The sequence below is a fragment of the Actinoplanes sp. NPDC051411 genome, from assembly GCF_040682075.1.
Taxonomy (GTDB): Bacteria; Actinomycetota; Actinomycetes; order Mycobacteriales; family Micromonosporaceae; genus Actinoplanes.
In genome coordinates, this window is record NZ_JBFBAD010000092.1 from 1 (window position 1) to 14857 (window position 14857).

Sequence of the window (14857 nt, forward strand, 5' to 3'; positions counted from 1 at the left end):
GGCGAGGGCGGTCTCGCCGGCCAGGTCGGTCACGCTGCGCACCCCGGCGGCCCCGGCCGGGCGGGCGCGGGGGCGGGGGGGGGCCCCCGCCGTTGCCCCCCCGGCCCAGCCCTGCCCCGTGCGTCAGCGCGAGGCGCCCGCCCGGCGCTTGGTCCACACGTCGAAGGCGACGGCGGCCAGCAGCACCGCGCCCTTGACCAGCATGACCTGCTCCGACGGGGCCCCGATGAGGCTCATGCCGTTGTTGATCACGCCCATGATCAGGCCACCGGTGATGGCACCGACCACCTTACCCACGCCGCCCTGCACCGCGGCGCCGCCGATGAAGGCGGCCGCGATGGCGTCGAGCTCGAACTGGTTGCCCGCCGTCGGGTTGGCCTGGTTGAGCCGGCCGGCGAAGATGATGCCGGCCAGCGCGCTCAGCACGCCCATGTTGACGAAGATCCAGAACACCACCGACTTGACCTTGACGCCGGAGAGCGTCGCGGCCTGCAGGTTGCCGCCGACCGCGTAGATCTGCCGGCCGAAGACCGCCTTCGTGGTCAGCAGCGAATAGCCGAGCACCAGGATCGCCAGCAGCACCAGCACCCAGGGCAGGTTGCGGAAGCGGGCCAGCTGCACGATCACGTACATGACGACCAGGGCCGCGACCACCAGCTTGCCGATGAACACCGGCATCGGCTCGACGCCCTGGCCGTACTTGACGCGGGCGCTGCGCGAGCGCCACTGCACGATCACGATGGCGACCACCGAGAGCACCCCGACCAGCACGCTGACCACGTCGGCGCCGCCGAGAGCGCCGAGCCCGATGTTGCCCAGATAGCCGTCGGTGAACCCGTTGGAGAGCGTGCGCACCGCGTCCGGGAACGGGCCGATGCCGCGGTTGCCCAGGACCATCAGCGTGATCGCCCGGAACAGCAGCATGCCGGCGAGCGTGACGATGAAGGCCGGGATGCCGAAGTAGGCCACCCAGTAGCCCTGCCACGCCCCGACCAGCGCACCCGCGAGCAGCGTGATGATGATCGCGACCGGCCACGCGATGTGGTTGTCGACCATGAGTTTGGCCGCCACCGCGCCGCTGACCGCCACCAGCGAGCCCACCGACAGGTCGATGTGCCCGGCGATGATCACCAGGATCATCCCGATCGCCAGGATCAGGATGTACGAGTTCTGCACGATGATGTTGCTGATGTTCTGCGGTGCCAGCATGTCGCCGTCGGTCAGGATCGTGAACAGCACCACGATCAGCACGAAGGCGATGTAGATACCGCTCTGCCGCAGGTTGATCGAGAACCCGCGGGAGCCGTTGCCGCCGGGCGACGCCGGCGGTGTCTCGTCCATCGCCAGGTCGGCGTTGGTCGGCGCGGCCGTCACGAGGTCACCTCCTGACTGGCGGTCATCAAAGTCATCAGGCCCTCCTGTGTCGCCTCGGCGCGCGGTACCTCGCCGGTGATCCGGCCGGCCGACAGCGTGTAGATGCGGTCGCAGAGGCCGATCAGCTCGGGCAGTTCCGAGGAGATCACCAGCACCGCCTTCCCCGCGTCGGCGAGCCGGTTGATGATCGTGTAAATCTCGTACTTCGCGCCGACGTCGATGCCGCGCGTCGGTTCGTCGAGGATCAGCACGTCCGGATCCGTGAAGATCCACTTGGACAGCACGACCTTCTGCTGGTTGCCGCCGGAGAGCTTGCCGGTGATGCTCGAGACGCTGGGCGCCTTGATGTTCAGGCTCCGGCGGTACTCCTCGGCGACCTTGTATTCCTCGTTGTCGTCGACCCATCCGCGGCGGGCCAGCTTCCCGAGGGCGGCCGCGGAGACGTTCCGCTTGATGTCCTCGATCAGGTTCAGCCCGTACCGTTTGCGGTCTTCCGTCGCGTAAGCGATGCCGTGCTGAATGGCCTCGCGCACCGACCGCAACCGGATCTCCTGGCCGTCCTTGATGACCCGCCCGGAGATGCCGGTGCCGAAGGCCCGGCCGAAGACGCTCATCGCCAGCTCGGTGCGCCCGGCGCCCATCAGCCCGGCCAGGCCGACGATCTCCCCGCGCCGCAGCGAGAGGTTGGCGTTGCGCACCAGCACCCGGCCGTGCTGGGTCGGACTGTGGACGGTCCAGTCCTCGATCCGCAGGATCTCGTCGCCGATGTGGGGCTCGTGCGGCGGGAACCGGTGGTCGAGGTCGCGGCCGACCATGCCGGAGATGATCCGGTCCTCGGTCAGCCCCTCGGACGGCAGCGTGGTGATCGTGCGGCCGTCGCGCAGGATCGTCACCCGGTCGGCGATCGCCAGCACCTCGTTCAGCTTGTGCGAGATGATCACGCAGGTGATGCCCTCGTCGCGCAGGCCGCGCAGCAGGTCGAGCAGGTGCGCCGAGTCCTCGTCGTTGAGCGCGGCGGTGGGCTCGTCGAGGATCAGCAGCTTGACCCGCTTGGACAGCGCCTTGGCGATCTCGACCAGCTGCTGCTTGCCGACGCCGAGATCGATCACCGGGGTGACCGGGTTCTCGTTCAGGCCGACGCGCCGCAGCAGCTCACCCGCCGCGGCGTTGGTGCGGTTCCAGTCGATCAGGCCCCGCCCGATCATGCTGGCACCGGTCTGTTCGTTTCCCAGGAATATGTTCTCGGCGATCGAGAGCATCGGCACCAGCGCCAGTTCCTGGTGGATGATGACGATGCCGCGGTGCTCGCTGTCGCGGATGCCGGAGAACCGGCACGGCTCGCCCTCGAAGGTGATCTCACCGTCGTAGTCGCCGTGCGGGTAGACGCCGGAGAGCACCTTCATCAGCGTCGACTTGCCGGCGCCGTTCTCCCCGCAGATCGCGTGAATCTCGCCGCGGAGCACCTCGATGTCCACGTCCGACAGCGCTTTCACGCCCGGAAAGGACTTCGAGATGCCCCGCATGTGCAGGATTGCCTCGCTCATTGACCCAGCTGAGCCGCGGTGTAGTAACCGGCGTCGACGAGTTCCTTCTTGTAGTTCGACTTGTCGACCACGACCGACTGGAGCAGCATCGACGGCACGACCTTCTTGCCGTTGTTGTAGTCGGTGGTGTTGTTGACCTGCGGCTTCTGGCCCTTCAGCACCGCGTCGGCCATGGCCACCGTGGTCTTGGCGAGCTGCCGGGTGTCCTTGTAGACGGTCGAGTACTGCTCACCGGCGATGATCGACTTGACCGAGGCGAGCTCGGCGTCCTGGCCGGTGACGACCGGGTAGGGCTGGGCGGCGGTGCCGTAGCCGTTGCTCTTGAGCGCCGACAGGATGCCGATCGACAGGCCGTCGTACGGCGAGAGCACGCCGTCGACCTTGGCCCCGCCCTTGTACGTGGAGGTCAGCAGGTCCTCCATGCGCTTCTGGGCGGTCGCCGGGTCCCAGCGCAGGATGGCGATCGTCTTGAAGTCGGTCTGCTTGCTCTTGACGACGATCGTGCCGTCGTCGATGTACGGCTTGAGCACCGTCATCGCGCCGTTGAAGAAGAACGTCGCGTTGTTGTCGTCCGGCGAGCCGGCGAACAGCTCGACGTTGAACGGGCCCTTGGCGGTGCCCTTGGAGCCGTCCGCGTTGAGCACCTTGAGGCCGGTCAGCAGCGAGGTGGCCTGCTGGACGCCGACCTTCTCGTTGTCGAAGGTCGCGTAGTAGTCGACGTTCGGCGTGTTGAGCAGGAGCCGGTCGTACGCGATGACCGGGATGTTGTTGGCCTTGGCGTTGTCCAGCTGGGTGGTCAGCGCGGTGCCGTCGATCGACGCGATGATCAGCAGCTTGGCGCCCCTGGTGATCTGGTTGTCGAGCTGCTGGGTCTGGGTCGGGATGTCGTTCTCGGCGTACTGCAGGTCGACCTTGTAGCCGAGCGCCTCGAGCTGCTTCTTCAGGTTGTCGCCGTCGCTGATCCACCGCTCGCTGGAGCGGGTGGGCATCGTGACGCCGATGAGGGCGCCCTGGTTGCCGGACGCGCCGGCCTGCTTGTCGACGGTCTTCTCGCTCGAGCCGCATGCGGCCAGCGCAACGGTCAGGAGGGCGGCGGAGGCCACGGCCCCCAGTCTGGCAAGTCTCATCGCGGCGGAACTCCAATTCACGGGGGTAAAGACGCCCATCGACTTCGGTGAGCCGGGGGCGCTGCAGTGGCGTCGAGTGTGAACGCTCACACTTGCCCTGTCAACGGGTTCCGGCAACGTTGCGGACACCTTGTTGAAACCGTCTGGGCTTGGCTTTTCCGCAGGCCGGTCGGCCTCTCGGCGGCCCCGGGCGCGACCGCGTTGTTATCGATAACAGATTCGGCACGATGTGCGGGCGGGTGCCTTGACAAGCCATCGAGAACGGCCGTTGGATGTTACCGGGAGGTAACGCCATGATCACGGGGTTCTTCGCTCTCGTCCTGGCCGTTCCGCTAGCGGTCCTCGGGCCGCCGGCCGCAGCCGTTTCGGAAACCTGCGCGGCGCCGGTTCCGAGCACGACCCAGCCCGGCTACGTCGTCGCCGATCCCCGCTGCGAGATCGACGGCACGCCGTTCGTCGCCCTCCCCGGCGCCCGCGACTACACGGGCATCCGCGCCGGGGCGGCCTACCGCATCGAGGTCCCGCAGCACTGGAACGGGCGGCTGGTCGTCTGGGCCCACGGCTACCGCGGCGACGGCACGACGGTCTATGTCGACAATCCCCCGCTGCGCGCCCACTACGTCGCCGACGGGTTCGCCTGGGCCGCGTCCAGCTATGCGACCAACGGCTACGACGTCGGGCAGGGCGTACGCGACTCGTTCGACCTGATCGACCAGTTCCGCCGGGTGACCGGCACCGCGGCCCGCTCGGCGCTGATGAGCGGCGCTTCGATGGGCGGCCAGGTCACCGCGGTGATAATCGAGAAGCATCCGCGCTCGTTCACCGGCGCCATGCCGATGTGCGGCGTCCTCGGCGACACCAGCCTCTTCGACTACTTCCTCGACGCCGACGCCACCGCCGCCGCGCTGACCGGCGTAAAGATCAGCTATCCGCTCCACCCCGGCGACACCTACCAGGACCAGTGGCGGGCCCAGGTCGCCCGGATGCTGCCGGCCCTCGGCGTGACCGCGGGCGCCCCGCCGGTCCTGACCCCCACCGGCCAGACCTGGTCGGCGGTCGTCGAACGGCGCACCGGCGGCGTACGGCCCGGCTTCGACGGCGCCTTCGCGTACTGGAACGCGGCCCGCTCGCTCGAACCGCTGTCCGACCTGCCGTTCCTGTTCGGCCTCTACCCGGGCCTGACCGGCGGCACCGAGAACATCGCGGCCGGCAACGTCGCCGGCAACCAGTTCACGCTCTACCGCTCGACCGACGGCTTCTGGCCCACCCCGGCCGAATGGAAGCTCAACGCCTCGGTCCTGCGGGTGCACCCGACCGTCCCGCCGTCGCCCGGCCTGTCCGGCGTTCCGCACGTCTACGGCCGCCCGACGATCCCGGTGCTGTCCCTGCACGACGTGGGCGACCTGTTCGTACCGTTCTCGATGGAGCAGATCTACGCCCAGCGCGTGGCCGCCAACAGCCGCGCGGGCCTGTTCGTGTCCCGCGCGATCCGCGGCGTCGGCCACTGCGACTTCACCCCGGCCGAACTCACGCAGGGCTTCGACGACCTGGTCCACTGGGTCGACTCCGGCCGGCGCCCGGCCGGCGACGCCATCCTCGACCGGCGCACCGTCGCCTCGCCGGCGTTCGGCTGCCGCTTCACCGACGGCCCCCACCAGTTCTTCGTCGCCCCCGCCTGCCCGGCCTGACGCGGTCACCACCCCCGGCAGGTCCTCTACCTACGTGCATTGCCGCCCACCGGGCCGGCTGCCGGGGCCTCGCCCGGTGGTCAGGCCGGTGCGCTGAGCGACCCGCCGTGCGAGGTGACGAGCGCGGAGGCCACCGCCGCGGCGTCCGCGTCGGCGACGTCGGCCGGATATTCCGGCAGCAGGTCGTCCCAGACGACCAGCCACGACCCGTACAGCTGGACCTGGCCCTCCGGCCGGGCGAAGAACCACAGGTGCAGATGCGCGGCGCCGTCACCGATGCGGTAGAGGTGGGCCCGCGAGATGTGCGGCAGCGCCTGCATGTGCCGGACGATGCGGGTGCCCAGCAGCCCCATCTCGGCGGCCAGCTCGTCGGGCAGATCCGCCATGTCGTAATGGTCGCGCGGGTACAGCATGAGCACCAGCGGCACGCCCACTCCCGGAATCCGGGCCAGCCGCCAGCGCTCGTTGAACCAGATGCCCTCGTCGCGCTCCCGGCACGGCCGGCAGTCGGCCGGGTCCTCGCCGTGCCGGGCCTTTTCCGGAAGCACCGGCGGTCGCAGCGGCGCGACGCGCAACCCGTCCGGTTCGAACGGGCTGATGTCCCATCCCGTCATACGCGCCAGCGGAAGCCGCCGCCCGGCGTCCGCCGCGGCGATCGCATGCCCATAGAACTCGTCCGGATCCAAAGCCACAGCGCGAAGACTAGCGTCCGGGAAGGAGGAAAGCCGGTGGCGGCCGCTGGTGTGCCATGTGGTCCGGGCGCTATCGGTCGACACGATCGGCAAGGACCGTGCGTCCGGCTTGGACCGGAATGCTCCCTGCGCTGATGGAACAAAATCGCAGCGCGCGTCCGAGTCTTGGCGTAAAAGGAATCGGATGACACTCGACGTTCCCGATGAAGTCCGAAGCACGGCGCTTGCCGACGGACACGCGGCATGGCTCGACGGTCTCCCGTCGCTCCTGGACTCCCTGGCCGAGGACTGGTCGCTGACGATCGGCGCAACGATGCGCGGCGGACACGCCGCTTTGGTCGTCGGAGCCACGCTCGCCGACGGAGCCCCGTCGGTCCTCAAGGTCGCGGTTCCCGGATATCGACGCCGGCTCGGCTTCGAGGCGACCGTTCTCGATCTCGATGCGGGGCAGAGCTGCGCACGCCTGATCCGCCGCGACCTCACCCGGGGTGCACTTCTGCTGGAAAGGCTCGGGCCGGCGATGTACGAGGTGGTTTCGGACCCTCGCTCGCAACACGACATGTTGTGCGACCTCGTCACACAACTGTGGCGCCCGCTCGACGACGACATCGACCTGCCGACCGGCGCCGACTTGGCACGTCGGATGCGGCACGTCATACCGCAGCTCTGGGAGGAGCTGGAACGACCATGTTCGAAAGCGACGATCGACGACGCCGTCGAATGTGCCGGTCGCCGCGAGCGCGCCTACCACCGTCGAACGTCGGTGCTCGTGCATGGCGATGTTCACGAGGCGAACGCCCTCCGGACCGACGGTGGCACCTTCAAGCTGATAGATCCCGACGGCCTGAGGGCGGAACCCGCGTGTGACCTCGGGACCATCGTCCGTTGCACCCCCGACGGCGGCGACGACTTACGGGTCAGAACGGAACATCTGGCCGCCCGGACCGGCGTCGACGCCACCGCGATATGGGAGTGGGGAACCGTCCATCGCGTGATCGGCGGACTGAACAGCGTGCGGATCGGCTTCCAGCCCTTCGGCGACCTCCTTCTCGCCGAGGCGGATCGCCTTACGCGGACAGGCTGACTCGTCGACCATCGGCCCGGAACTCAGCGGCCCGGAACTCAGCCGCCCGGGCCCTCACCGGCTGCCGTCGACCCGCTCCAGCCGGACTTCCAGACCGCCGACCGGCAGTGTCCCCGCCGGAATCCCGACCGGCGCGACGTCGGTGAGGGCGTCCGCCGTGCCGCCCGTCAGGCCGTTGACCGACAACCGGCCGCCGGGACACCACAGGGTCGCCTCGCTGATCGTGTCCCAGCCGGCGTCCGCCCCGCCGGGAGGACCGGGCAGGACGCCGGTCACACCTCGACGCCCACGACTCCGCCGCTCCTGACCGCGACGTACTTCTCCGGCCGGATCGTGATGACGACGCGGACGGCGGCGTCCTGGACGTCGTATTCGTTGCCGTAGCGCCGCTGCAGCGACTTGTAGAACGAGGCCTCGGCGTCGTCGTCCTCGACGCTCTCGACGACGCCGCGCACCTCCAGGAAGCGGTATTCGTCGTCCGGGTCGGCGATCGACAGCGCCACCCGGGGCTCGGCGCTGAGGTTGCGGAACTTCTGCCGGGTCTTGGTGTGGGTCATCCTGATGCGCGAGCCGTCCCAGTCGAACCACATCACGCTGGACTGCGGCGACCCGTCCGGGCGGACCGTCGCCAGGTGGGCGAAGTTGGGCTTCTCGAGCAGATCGGCGTGGCTCTCCGGTGGCGTCATGACCCCCAGTCTCCCTCAGAATGGGGCGATGACCGACTTCGACCCGGAAACCCGGCGCCGCTTCGCCGCCATCCAGGCCAACTGGGACGCGCGCACCCCGATCCACGTGGCCAGCCGGTTCTACGACGTCGGCCGGAAGGAGCCGGCCTCCTGGTTCGCCGGTTACGAGTGGGCCGACCTGGGCGACCTGACCGGCCGGGACGTGCTGCACCTGCAGTGCCACCTGGGCACCGAGACGGCCGCCTTCGCCGAGCGGGGCGCCCGCCGGGTGGTCGGCCTCGACATCTCCGGGACCGCGGTGGCCGAGGCCCGTCGCTTGGCGACGGCTCCGATCGAGTACGTCCGGGCCAACGTGTACGACGCACCCACCGCCCTCGACGGCGACCGCTTCGACGTGGTCTACACCGGCAAGGGCGCCCTCTGCTACCTGCCCGATCTCCCCCGGTGGGCGGGCGTCGTGGCGGAGTTGCTGCGTCCCGGTGGTCTTCTCTATCTCGTCGAGTTCCACCCTCTGCTGGTGTCGCTGGGCCTGGTCCCGTCCGGCCCGGACCTGCTGCTGCGCCACGACTACCTGGAGGGCCGCGGCGCTCAGCTCCGCGACGGCACCTACACCTACACCGACGGCCCTGCCCTCACGGAGTCCACCGAGGTCTACGAGTGGGCCCACGGCCTGGGCGAGGTCGTCAGCGTTCTGGCCGGCGCCGGTTTCCGGATCACCTCGCTGCGCGAGTCGGACGAGCTGCCGTGGCCGCGCTGGCCGGGCATGGTCCCGACCGGCACCGGCTTCTGGCGTCTGCCCGACGACGCGCCGCGCATCCCGCTGTTCTACGCGCTGGCCGCGAGCCGGCCGTGACCGCGTACCCCCGGGGTCAGCGGCCGGCCCCGGGGCGACCGAGGCGCAGCGCCGAGACCAGGAAGAAGATGCCGCCGAGAACGGCGTAGCCGGCGAGGCCGGCCAGGGAGGTCGAGGTCGAGGCCCCGACGATGAACGACGTCCCGGCGAGGACGGAGATGCCGCCGCTGAGCATCATCGGCCACTGACCGCCGAGGCGCCGCCGGCCGAGCCCGACGATCAGCTGCACGAGTCCGGCCACGACGGCCCAGGCACCCCACACGCGCTCGGCGGCCGGGATCCCCGACGCGCAGGCGATCGCCAGGCCGACGGCGGCGAGCGAGCTGATCGCGATGTTGACGTAGAGGGCGGTGGTCCGGGAGGAGCGGGAGTCGACGACCGCGGCGGCCACGTCGAACAGCGGATAGAGCACGAGCAGGGTCACGCTCAGCGGCCCGAGGTCGGACGCCGAGGCGAACAGCAGCGCGGCCCAGACGATCGCGAAACCGAACCGGACGAAGTACAGCCGTCGGAGACCGGCGGCGAGGCCGGGAGTGGCGGAAGCGAGGGTGGTCATGGCGCTCCTTACAGGTAGACTAACTAGTAACTCTACGGCCGAGCACCAGGATGCCCGCCGGAACGGCCCAGCGCAAGAGGAATGTGAGGTTTGTAAAGTGAACGCCGTGACATCGCCGGTACGTGAACGTCTGGTCGAGGCGGCCTCCGAGCTCTTCTACGCTCAGGGCCTCCGCGCCGTGAGCGCCGACAAGATCATTGAGCGGGTCGGCACCACGAAGGTCACCTTCTACCGGCACTTCCGCACCAAGGACGACCTGGTCGTGACCTACCTCCAGAAGCGGGCCGCGATCGAGCGCGAAGGCATCGGCGCCGCCATCGCCCACGCCGGGAACGACCCCGAGACCGCGTTCCGGCTGATCTCGGAGGGCATCGGGGCGGTCGCCTGCAGCCCCGGCTTCCGCGGCTGCCCGTTCATCAACGCCGCGGCCGAATACGCCGACCCCGACAGCCCCGTGCGCCGCATCGTCGCCGAGCACCGCGCCTGGTACCGGACGACGTTCGAGCAGCTCATCGCCCCCCTCGGCCTCCCCGACCGGGCGGCCGTCGCCGACGAGCTGATGCTGCTGCGCGACGGCGCCATGGTCGCCGGCTACCTCGGCGACCCGGCCGCGGCGGGCGGCGCCTTCCTGCGCGCCTGCCAAGCGGTACTCCGTAGGTAGACGACGTCGTCCAGCCCTAGGTTGAAAGAATGATCGCTCACCCGGGACTCCGCTTCGCCGACCACACCGTCACCGTGCCCCTCGACCACCGCCGGCCCGACGGCCCGACGATCGAGGTCTTCGCCCGCGAGGTGGTGGCCGCCGACAAGGCCGGCGACGACCAGCCGTGGCTCGTCTTCCTCCAGGGCGGCCCGGGTGGCAAGTCACCGCGGCCGGTGCGGGCCGAGGGCTGGATCGCCCGGGCCGTGAAAACGCACCGCGTACTGCTGCTCGACCAGCGCGGAACGGGCCGCAGCACGCCTCTGACCGCGCGTACGGTCGCCGGCCGCTCCCCTCGGGAGCTGGCCGGCCATCTCACGCATTTCCGGGCCGACAGCATCGTCGCCGACGCCGAGGTGCTGCGCGAACGCCTCGCCGGCGGCGCCCGGTGGGACACGCTCGGCCAGAGCTACGGCGGCTTCGTCACGCTCGCCTACCTCTCGGCCGCCCCGCACGCCCTGCGCAACTGCTACATCACCGGCGGGCTGCCGGGCCTCACGGCCACGGCCGACGACGTGTACGCCCGCACTTACCCGCGCGTCGCCGGCAAGAACGCCGAGTTCTACCGCCAGTTCCCCGGCGACGTCGCCGCCGTGCGCCGCATCGCCGACCACCTCGCCGGCACCGACGTCCGCCTGCCCGACGGCGACCGCCTGACCGTCGAACGGTTCCGCTTCCTCGGCAGCTCGTTCGGCATGAGCTACGGCTACGCCGAACTGCACTGGCTGCTCGATGAGGCATGGCACGGAGAGGAACTCTCCGCCACCTTCCGGTACGCGGCGATGACCGCGACCGGGTTCATCGACGAACCGCTGTACGCGCTGCAGGAATACATCTACGGCCAGGGTGACGGCGCCACCGGCTGGGCCGCGGCCCGGGCGATGGAGAAGCTCCCCGAGTTCGCCGCCGGCGCCACTCCCCTGCTGTTCACCGGCGAGATGATGTACCCCTGGATGTTCGAGCAGATCACCGCCCTCCGCCCGTTCGCCGGCGCGGCCGACCTGCTGGCCGCCACCACCGACTGGCCGGTCCTCTACGACACCGCCCGCCTGGCCGCCAACGAGGTCCCGGTGGCCGCCGCCGTCTACGCCGACGACATGTACGTCGACGCCGGCCTCTCCCAGCAGACCGCGGCCGCCGTGGGCAACGTCCGCACCTGGGTGACCAACGAGCACCAGCACGACGGCCTGCGCACCTCGGGCGAGCAGATCCTCGGCCACCTCATGGACATGACGGCGGGCCTCCGCTGAGCCCGATCACCCGCTGGTCACCCATCCGCGTTCCGGCGCCGAGGAAGAACTGGCGCTCCTCGGGGACATAGAGGACACCCGGTGCGAAACCCGGCCCGCACGGCTCGTATCGCTGGGTGACACCAGGCTCGGCCACTTCTCGTCGTCGGCCACGGCGGCGAAGAGGAATCCGCCGGCCGCGAAGTCCGCCCCGAGCTCGGCGTGCTGCGGCACCGTGAGCGCCGCCCGCCGAACCTGCGCCGTCCACACGGTCGCCGACTTCAACGCGCTCAGCGCCATCGCCATCGCCATGATCCGGGATCACGAGCCGGCCCGGCGACGCCGAACTCCACATCGTGCCCTCGTCACGCTTCAAATCGATCGAGCCGCACACCCCGGCCAACAGCGACGGCTACACCTATTCGAGCTGGCTGACGGACGCCCACGGCGGGACCGGGACCGGCTTCGCCGGTGATCGACCCTTCGGCGGGTCCGCTCCACGGATCTTGATCGTAGGATGCGTGCGGCTGTCGCGGCGTGGACTAAGAGGGACTCCGGATGAGATCGACATGGGTTCGGCTGGCCGGGCCGGTGCTACTGGCGTCCGGGCTCGCGCTGGCCGGATGCGGCGAACCGGCCAGGACGACGCGAACGAGCCCCAGCGCGGCTGCGGAGCCGGCTGCGGAGCCGGCTGCGGAGCCGGCTGCGGAGTCGGCGCCACCCCAGGTCGGCGAGGACCCCACGCCGGTTCCCACGCCGACCAAGCCGAAAGTCAGCAAGGCGACGCTGGACTACTTCGTGCAGGTCGCTCTCGTCGGCCGTGACGCCCACGACGGGAAAATCGCGATCTGGACGAACCCGGTCGCCCAGGTGCATCTCAGCGGCACCGTGAGCGCGGCCAGCCGAACCTGCGCCGACCAGACGGTCGCCGACTTCAACGCGCTCAGCGCCACCACCAAGCTCCAGATCACGAGCGGGCCCGGCGACATCGAACTCCAGATCGTGCCCTCGTCACGCTTCAAGTCGATCGATCCGCAATCCACGGTCGACAGCGATGGATTCACCCATCCGAGCTGGCCGCACGGCACCAACGCGATCTCCCGGGCGACCGTCCTGGTGGCGTCGACCGGAGTCTCGGCGAGCATGCGCTGCTCCCTGATCCGCCGGCAGCTCACCGAGGCGACGGGATTGCGGGACGGCACGACCGCCCACACGAGCAGCGTGTTCACCATCCACGCGGGCTCCTATCCCACAAAATACTCGGCGCTCGACAAACAGCTGATCAAGCTGCTCTACAGTGGCGCCATCCATCCCCTCGACGACCGAGAGGCCGTCACCCGCGAAGTGACCGTGACTTGATCCGGGCGCGCTCCGGGACGGCTTCTTGCTTGAACAGGAACGCCGGCGGTCACAGTCGGAAGGCGTGCCCGCGTAGTTGTCGGCCGGCCGTGTCGCGCGCGGCAGCCGCGCATCCTCCCTCCGCCGGCTCCCTCCGCCGGCCCGGACAGCGTCAGAGGGATTGGTAGCGGCCCGGGGTGGTGCCGAACGCCAGGCGGAACGACTCGATGAAGGCGCTCGGGCTGCGGTAGCCGCAGTCGGCGGCCACGCGGGTGACCGGGGAGCCCTCGGCCAGCAACTTGAGGGCGTGGTGCAGGCGGAGCTGGGCTCGCCACTGCGGGAACGTGATGCCGGTCTGTTCGCGGAAGAGGCGGCTGAGCGTACGGGAACTGGCGCCGACGGCGCGGCCGAGCTGCGGCAGGGAGCGGGGGTCGGCCGGGTTTTCCTCCAGGATCGCGGCCAGGTCGACCAGGCGCGGGTCGTGCGGGGCCGGGAGGCCGAGCGGGAGGGCCTCGACGCCGCGTAGTTCGTGCAGGGCGGCCTGTTCCAGGTGGTGGCGGTGGTCGCCGGTCAGTTCGCGGTCGTCGGTCAGCGCCCGGATGACCTCGCGGAGCAGGGGGCTCACCGAGAGCACGGTCGGGGTGTCGGGGGCGAGCGGGTTGGGCACGTCGAACTTCAGGCCGCGCATCTCGGTCGGGCCGTGGGCCTGGTGGGCGTGGGCGATGAAGGCGGGGATCCAGACCGCGCGGTTGGGCGGGACGACCCACGAACCCTTCTCGGTCGAGACCTGCAGGACGCCGCGGATCGGGTAGACCAGCTGGTGGACCGGGTGGCCGTGCCAGGCGATCTGCTCGCGGTGGACCAGCGAGTTGGCGGAGGGGGCGGCCATCGGACGGTCGGACGGGCCGACCGGCAGACCAGCGGACAGTTCGGCGGACAGTTCGGCGGACGGGTCGGCGGACGGGTCGGCGGGCGGGTCGGTGGGTTGGCGGGTTACCGACATAGTCCGGCAGATTATCGGAAGTCAGCAACGGGGTGGTTCGGGAAGATCGGGGGCGTGGGCAGACGGATATGGCTGTGGGGCGGCGCGCACGCGGTCGACGATCTCTATCAGGGGCTGGTGCCGGCGACCCTGCCGTACTTCGTGCTGGACCGGCACTACGGCTATGTGGCGGCGTCGGGACTGACCCTCGCGGCGGCGCTCGGGAGTTCGGTGCCGCAGCCGTTCGTGGGGATCCTGGCCGATCGCTACCGGCTCGGGTGGATGGCGGCCGCCGGAGTGGCAACGGCGGGTATCGGCCTCGGGCTGGCGGGACTGGCGTCCGCGTACGAAATGGTGTGGGTCCTGATTTTGATCTCGGGTCTGGGTGTGGCCATGTTCCATCCGGCGGCCGGGAAGGCGGCGCGGGAGGCGGCCGGGGACAGCGCGTCGGCGATGAGCATTTTCGCGACCGGCGGGAAGGTCGGGTTCTTTCTCGCGCCGGTGCTGGCGACGCCGGTTCTGATCCGGTTCGGGGCGCCGGCCACCGTGCTGTTCATCCCACCCGCGGTGGTGATCGCGGTGATTCTGCTGCGGCAGCACCGGGCCGGGCCGGCCGGACAGGTGGCCGGGCGGCGCGAGGGGGCCGACCGGTGGCTGCTTTTCGGCACGCTGACCGCGATCGAGGTCGTGCGGTCGATGACGTTCTTCGGGATCAACACGTTTCTCGAGCTCTACTGGATCCGCTACCTGCACCTGGGCAAGACCGCGGCCGGCGCCGGCCTGGCCTGCTTCCTGGCCGGCGGCGTGGCCGGCACGCTGCTCGGCGGCCGGATCGCCGACCGGTACGGGATGGTCCGCACGACCCAGTTCGGTGCGCTGGTCGCCCTGCCGTTCCTGATCGCCCTGCGGCTCAGCACCGGCCCGGTCGCCCCGCTGATCTGCGCGGTCGCGGCCGGCGTCGCGCTCAACATCCCGTTCGCGGTGCTGGTCAAGCTGGGCCAGGA

At 70.1% G+C, this 14857-nt stretch carries 15 protein-coding genes and 1 pseudogene; 7 read left to right on the plus strand and 9 right to left on the minus strand.

Going from position 1 to position 14857, the window contains the following annotated elements; all coding sequences use genetic code 11:
• Positions 1 to 123: 123 nt before the first annotated feature.
• The 3 genes from mmsB to chvE are packed head-to-tail and all read right to left on the minus strand — an operon-like array spanning position 124 to position 4045.
• A complete protein-coding gene (mmsB, locus tag AB0M88_RS37160; RefSeq protein ID WP_364110523.1) occupies positions 124 to 1374 on the minus strand; it encodes a multiple monosaccharide ABC transporter permease in 1251 nt (416 codons plus the stop codon).
• The gene (gene mmsA / locus AB0M88_RS37165; protein ID WP_364110524.1) at positions 1371 to 2918 is read right to left on the minus strand and encodes a multiple monosaccharide ABC transporter ATP-binding protein; all 1548 of its coding nucleotides are present in this window, start codon (positions 2916 to 2918) and stop codon (positions 1371 to 1373) included. Before mmsA ends, mmsB begins: the two co-directional genes overlap by 4 nt.
• Positions 2915 to 4045 (minus strand): multiple monosaccharide ABC transporter substrate-binding protein, encoded by a 1131-nt coding sequence (chvE, locus tag AB0M88_RS37170; protein WP_364110525.1) that lies wholly within the window; start codon positions 4043 to 4045, stop codon positions 2915 to 2917. Before chvE ends, mmsA begins: the two co-directional genes overlap by 4 nt.
• 293 nt (positions 4046 to 4338) lie before the next feature.
• On the opposite strand from chvE, the gene AB0M88_RS37175 reads away from it, so the two are divergent.
• Positions 4339 to 5733, plus strand: a complete 1395-nt coding sequence (locus AB0M88_RS37175) for a phthalyl amidase (protein WP_364110526.1) — start codon at positions 4339 to 4341, stop codon at positions 5731 to 5733.
• A gap of 80 nt (positions 5734 to 5813) precedes the next feature.
• Here AB0M88_RS37175 and AB0M88_RS37180 read toward each other — a convergent pair whose 3' ends face one another.
• Positions 5814 to 6425: a hypothetical protein gene (locus tag AB0M88_RS37180; protein ID WP_364110527.1), complete on the minus strand. Its 612-nt coding sequence runs from the start codon at positions 6423 to 6425 to the stop codon at positions 5814 to 5816.
• A 184-nt stretch (positions 6426 to 6609) separates the two neighbouring features.
• Between AB0M88_RS37180 and AB0M88_RS37185 the strand changes: the two genes are divergently transcribed.
• A complete protein-coding gene (locus tag AB0M88_RS37185; protein ID WP_364110528.1) occupies positions 6610 to 7509 on the plus strand; it encodes an aminoglycoside phosphotransferase family protein in 900 nt (299 codons plus the stop codon).
• Between the two features lie 54 nt (positions 7510 to 7563).
• Here the strand turns inward: AB0M88_RS37185 and AB0M88_RS37190 are convergent, their stop codons facing one another.
• Both AB0M88_RS37190 and AB0M88_RS37195 read right to left on the minus strand, forming a co-directional pair.
• A complete protein-coding gene (locus tag AB0M88_RS37190; protein ID WP_364110529.1) occupies positions 7564 to 7785 on the minus strand; it encodes a hypothetical protein in 222 nt (73 codons plus the stop codon).
• Positions 7782 to 8195: a PPOX class F420-dependent oxidoreductase gene (locus AB0M88_RS37195; protein ID WP_364110530.1), complete on the minus strand. Its 414-nt coding sequence runs from the start codon at positions 8193 to 8195 to the stop codon at positions 7782 to 7784. The genes AB0M88_RS37190 and AB0M88_RS37195 overlap by 4 nt, the downstream gene beginning before the upstream one ends.
• A 28-nt stretch (positions 8196 to 8223) precedes the next feature.
• Here AB0M88_RS37195 and AB0M88_RS37200 point away from each other — a divergent pair, with 28 nt between their 5' ends.
• Positions 8224 to 9048, plus strand: a complete 825-nt coding sequence (locus AB0M88_RS37200; protein ID WP_364110531.1) for a class I SAM-dependent methyltransferase — start codon at positions 8224 to 8226, stop codon at positions 9046 to 9048.
• Between the two features lie 16 nt (positions 9049 to 9064).
• On the opposite strand, the gene AB0M88_RS37205 is transcribed toward AB0M88_RS37200, so the two are convergent.
• Positions 9065 to 9604, minus strand: coding sequence for a hypothetical protein (locus AB0M88_RS37205; protein WP_364110532.1), 540 nt, complete (start codon positions 9602 to 9604; stop codon positions 9065 to 9067).
• Positions 9605 to 9710: 106 nt separating this feature from the next.
• Between AB0M88_RS37205 and AB0M88_RS37210 the strand changes: the two genes are divergently transcribed.
• Both AB0M88_RS37210 and AB0M88_RS37215 read left to right on the plus strand, forming a co-directional pair.
• Positions 9711 to 10265 (plus strand): TetR/AcrR family transcriptional regulator, encoded by a 555-nt coding sequence (locus tag AB0M88_RS37210; protein WP_364110533.1) that lies wholly within the window; start codon positions 9711 to 9713, stop codon positions 10263 to 10265.
• 29 nt (positions 10266 to 10294) lie between these two features.
• Positions 10295 to 11554 (plus strand): alpha/beta fold hydrolase, encoded by a 1260-nt coding sequence (locus AB0M88_RS37215; RefSeq protein WP_364110534.1) that lies wholly within the window; start codon positions 10295 to 10297, stop codon positions 11552 to 11554.
• A 6-nt stretch (positions 11555 to 11560) separates the two neighbouring features.
• Here the strand turns inward: AB0M88_RS37215 and AB0M88_RS37220 are convergent, their stop codons facing one another.
• Positions 11561 to 11845, minus strand: coding sequence for a hypothetical protein (locus AB0M88_RS37220; RefSeq protein WP_364110535.1), 285 nt, complete (start codon positions 11843 to 11845; stop codon positions 11561 to 11563).
• Positions 11846 to 12091: 246 nt separating this feature from the next.
• On the opposite strand from AB0M88_RS37220, the gene AB0M88_RS37225 reads away from it, so the two are divergent.
• Positions 12092 to 12892 carry a hypothetical protein gene (locus AB0M88_RS37225; protein WP_364110536.1) on the plus strand — a complete coding sequence of 267 codons (801 nt, stop codon included), beginning with the start codon at positions 12092 to 12094 and terminating at the stop codon, positions 12890 to 12892.
• Between the two features lie 151 nt (positions 12893 to 13043).
• Here AB0M88_RS37225 and AB0M88_RS37230 read toward each other — a convergent pair whose 3' ends face one another.
• Entirely contained in the window at positions 13044 to 13874 is an 831-nt protein-coding gene (locus AB0M88_RS37230; protein ID WP_364110537.1) for a helix-turn-helix transcriptional regulator, read from the minus strand.
• Between the two features lie 165 nt (positions 13875 to 14039).
• On the opposite strand from AB0M88_RS37230, the pseudogene AB0M88_RS37235 reads away from it, so the two are divergent.
• Positions 14040 to 14837 (plus strand): annotated as a pseudogene (locus AB0M88_RS37235) (MFS transporter); the annotation flags it as partial.
• Positions 14838 to 14857 lie beyond the last annotated feature (20 nt).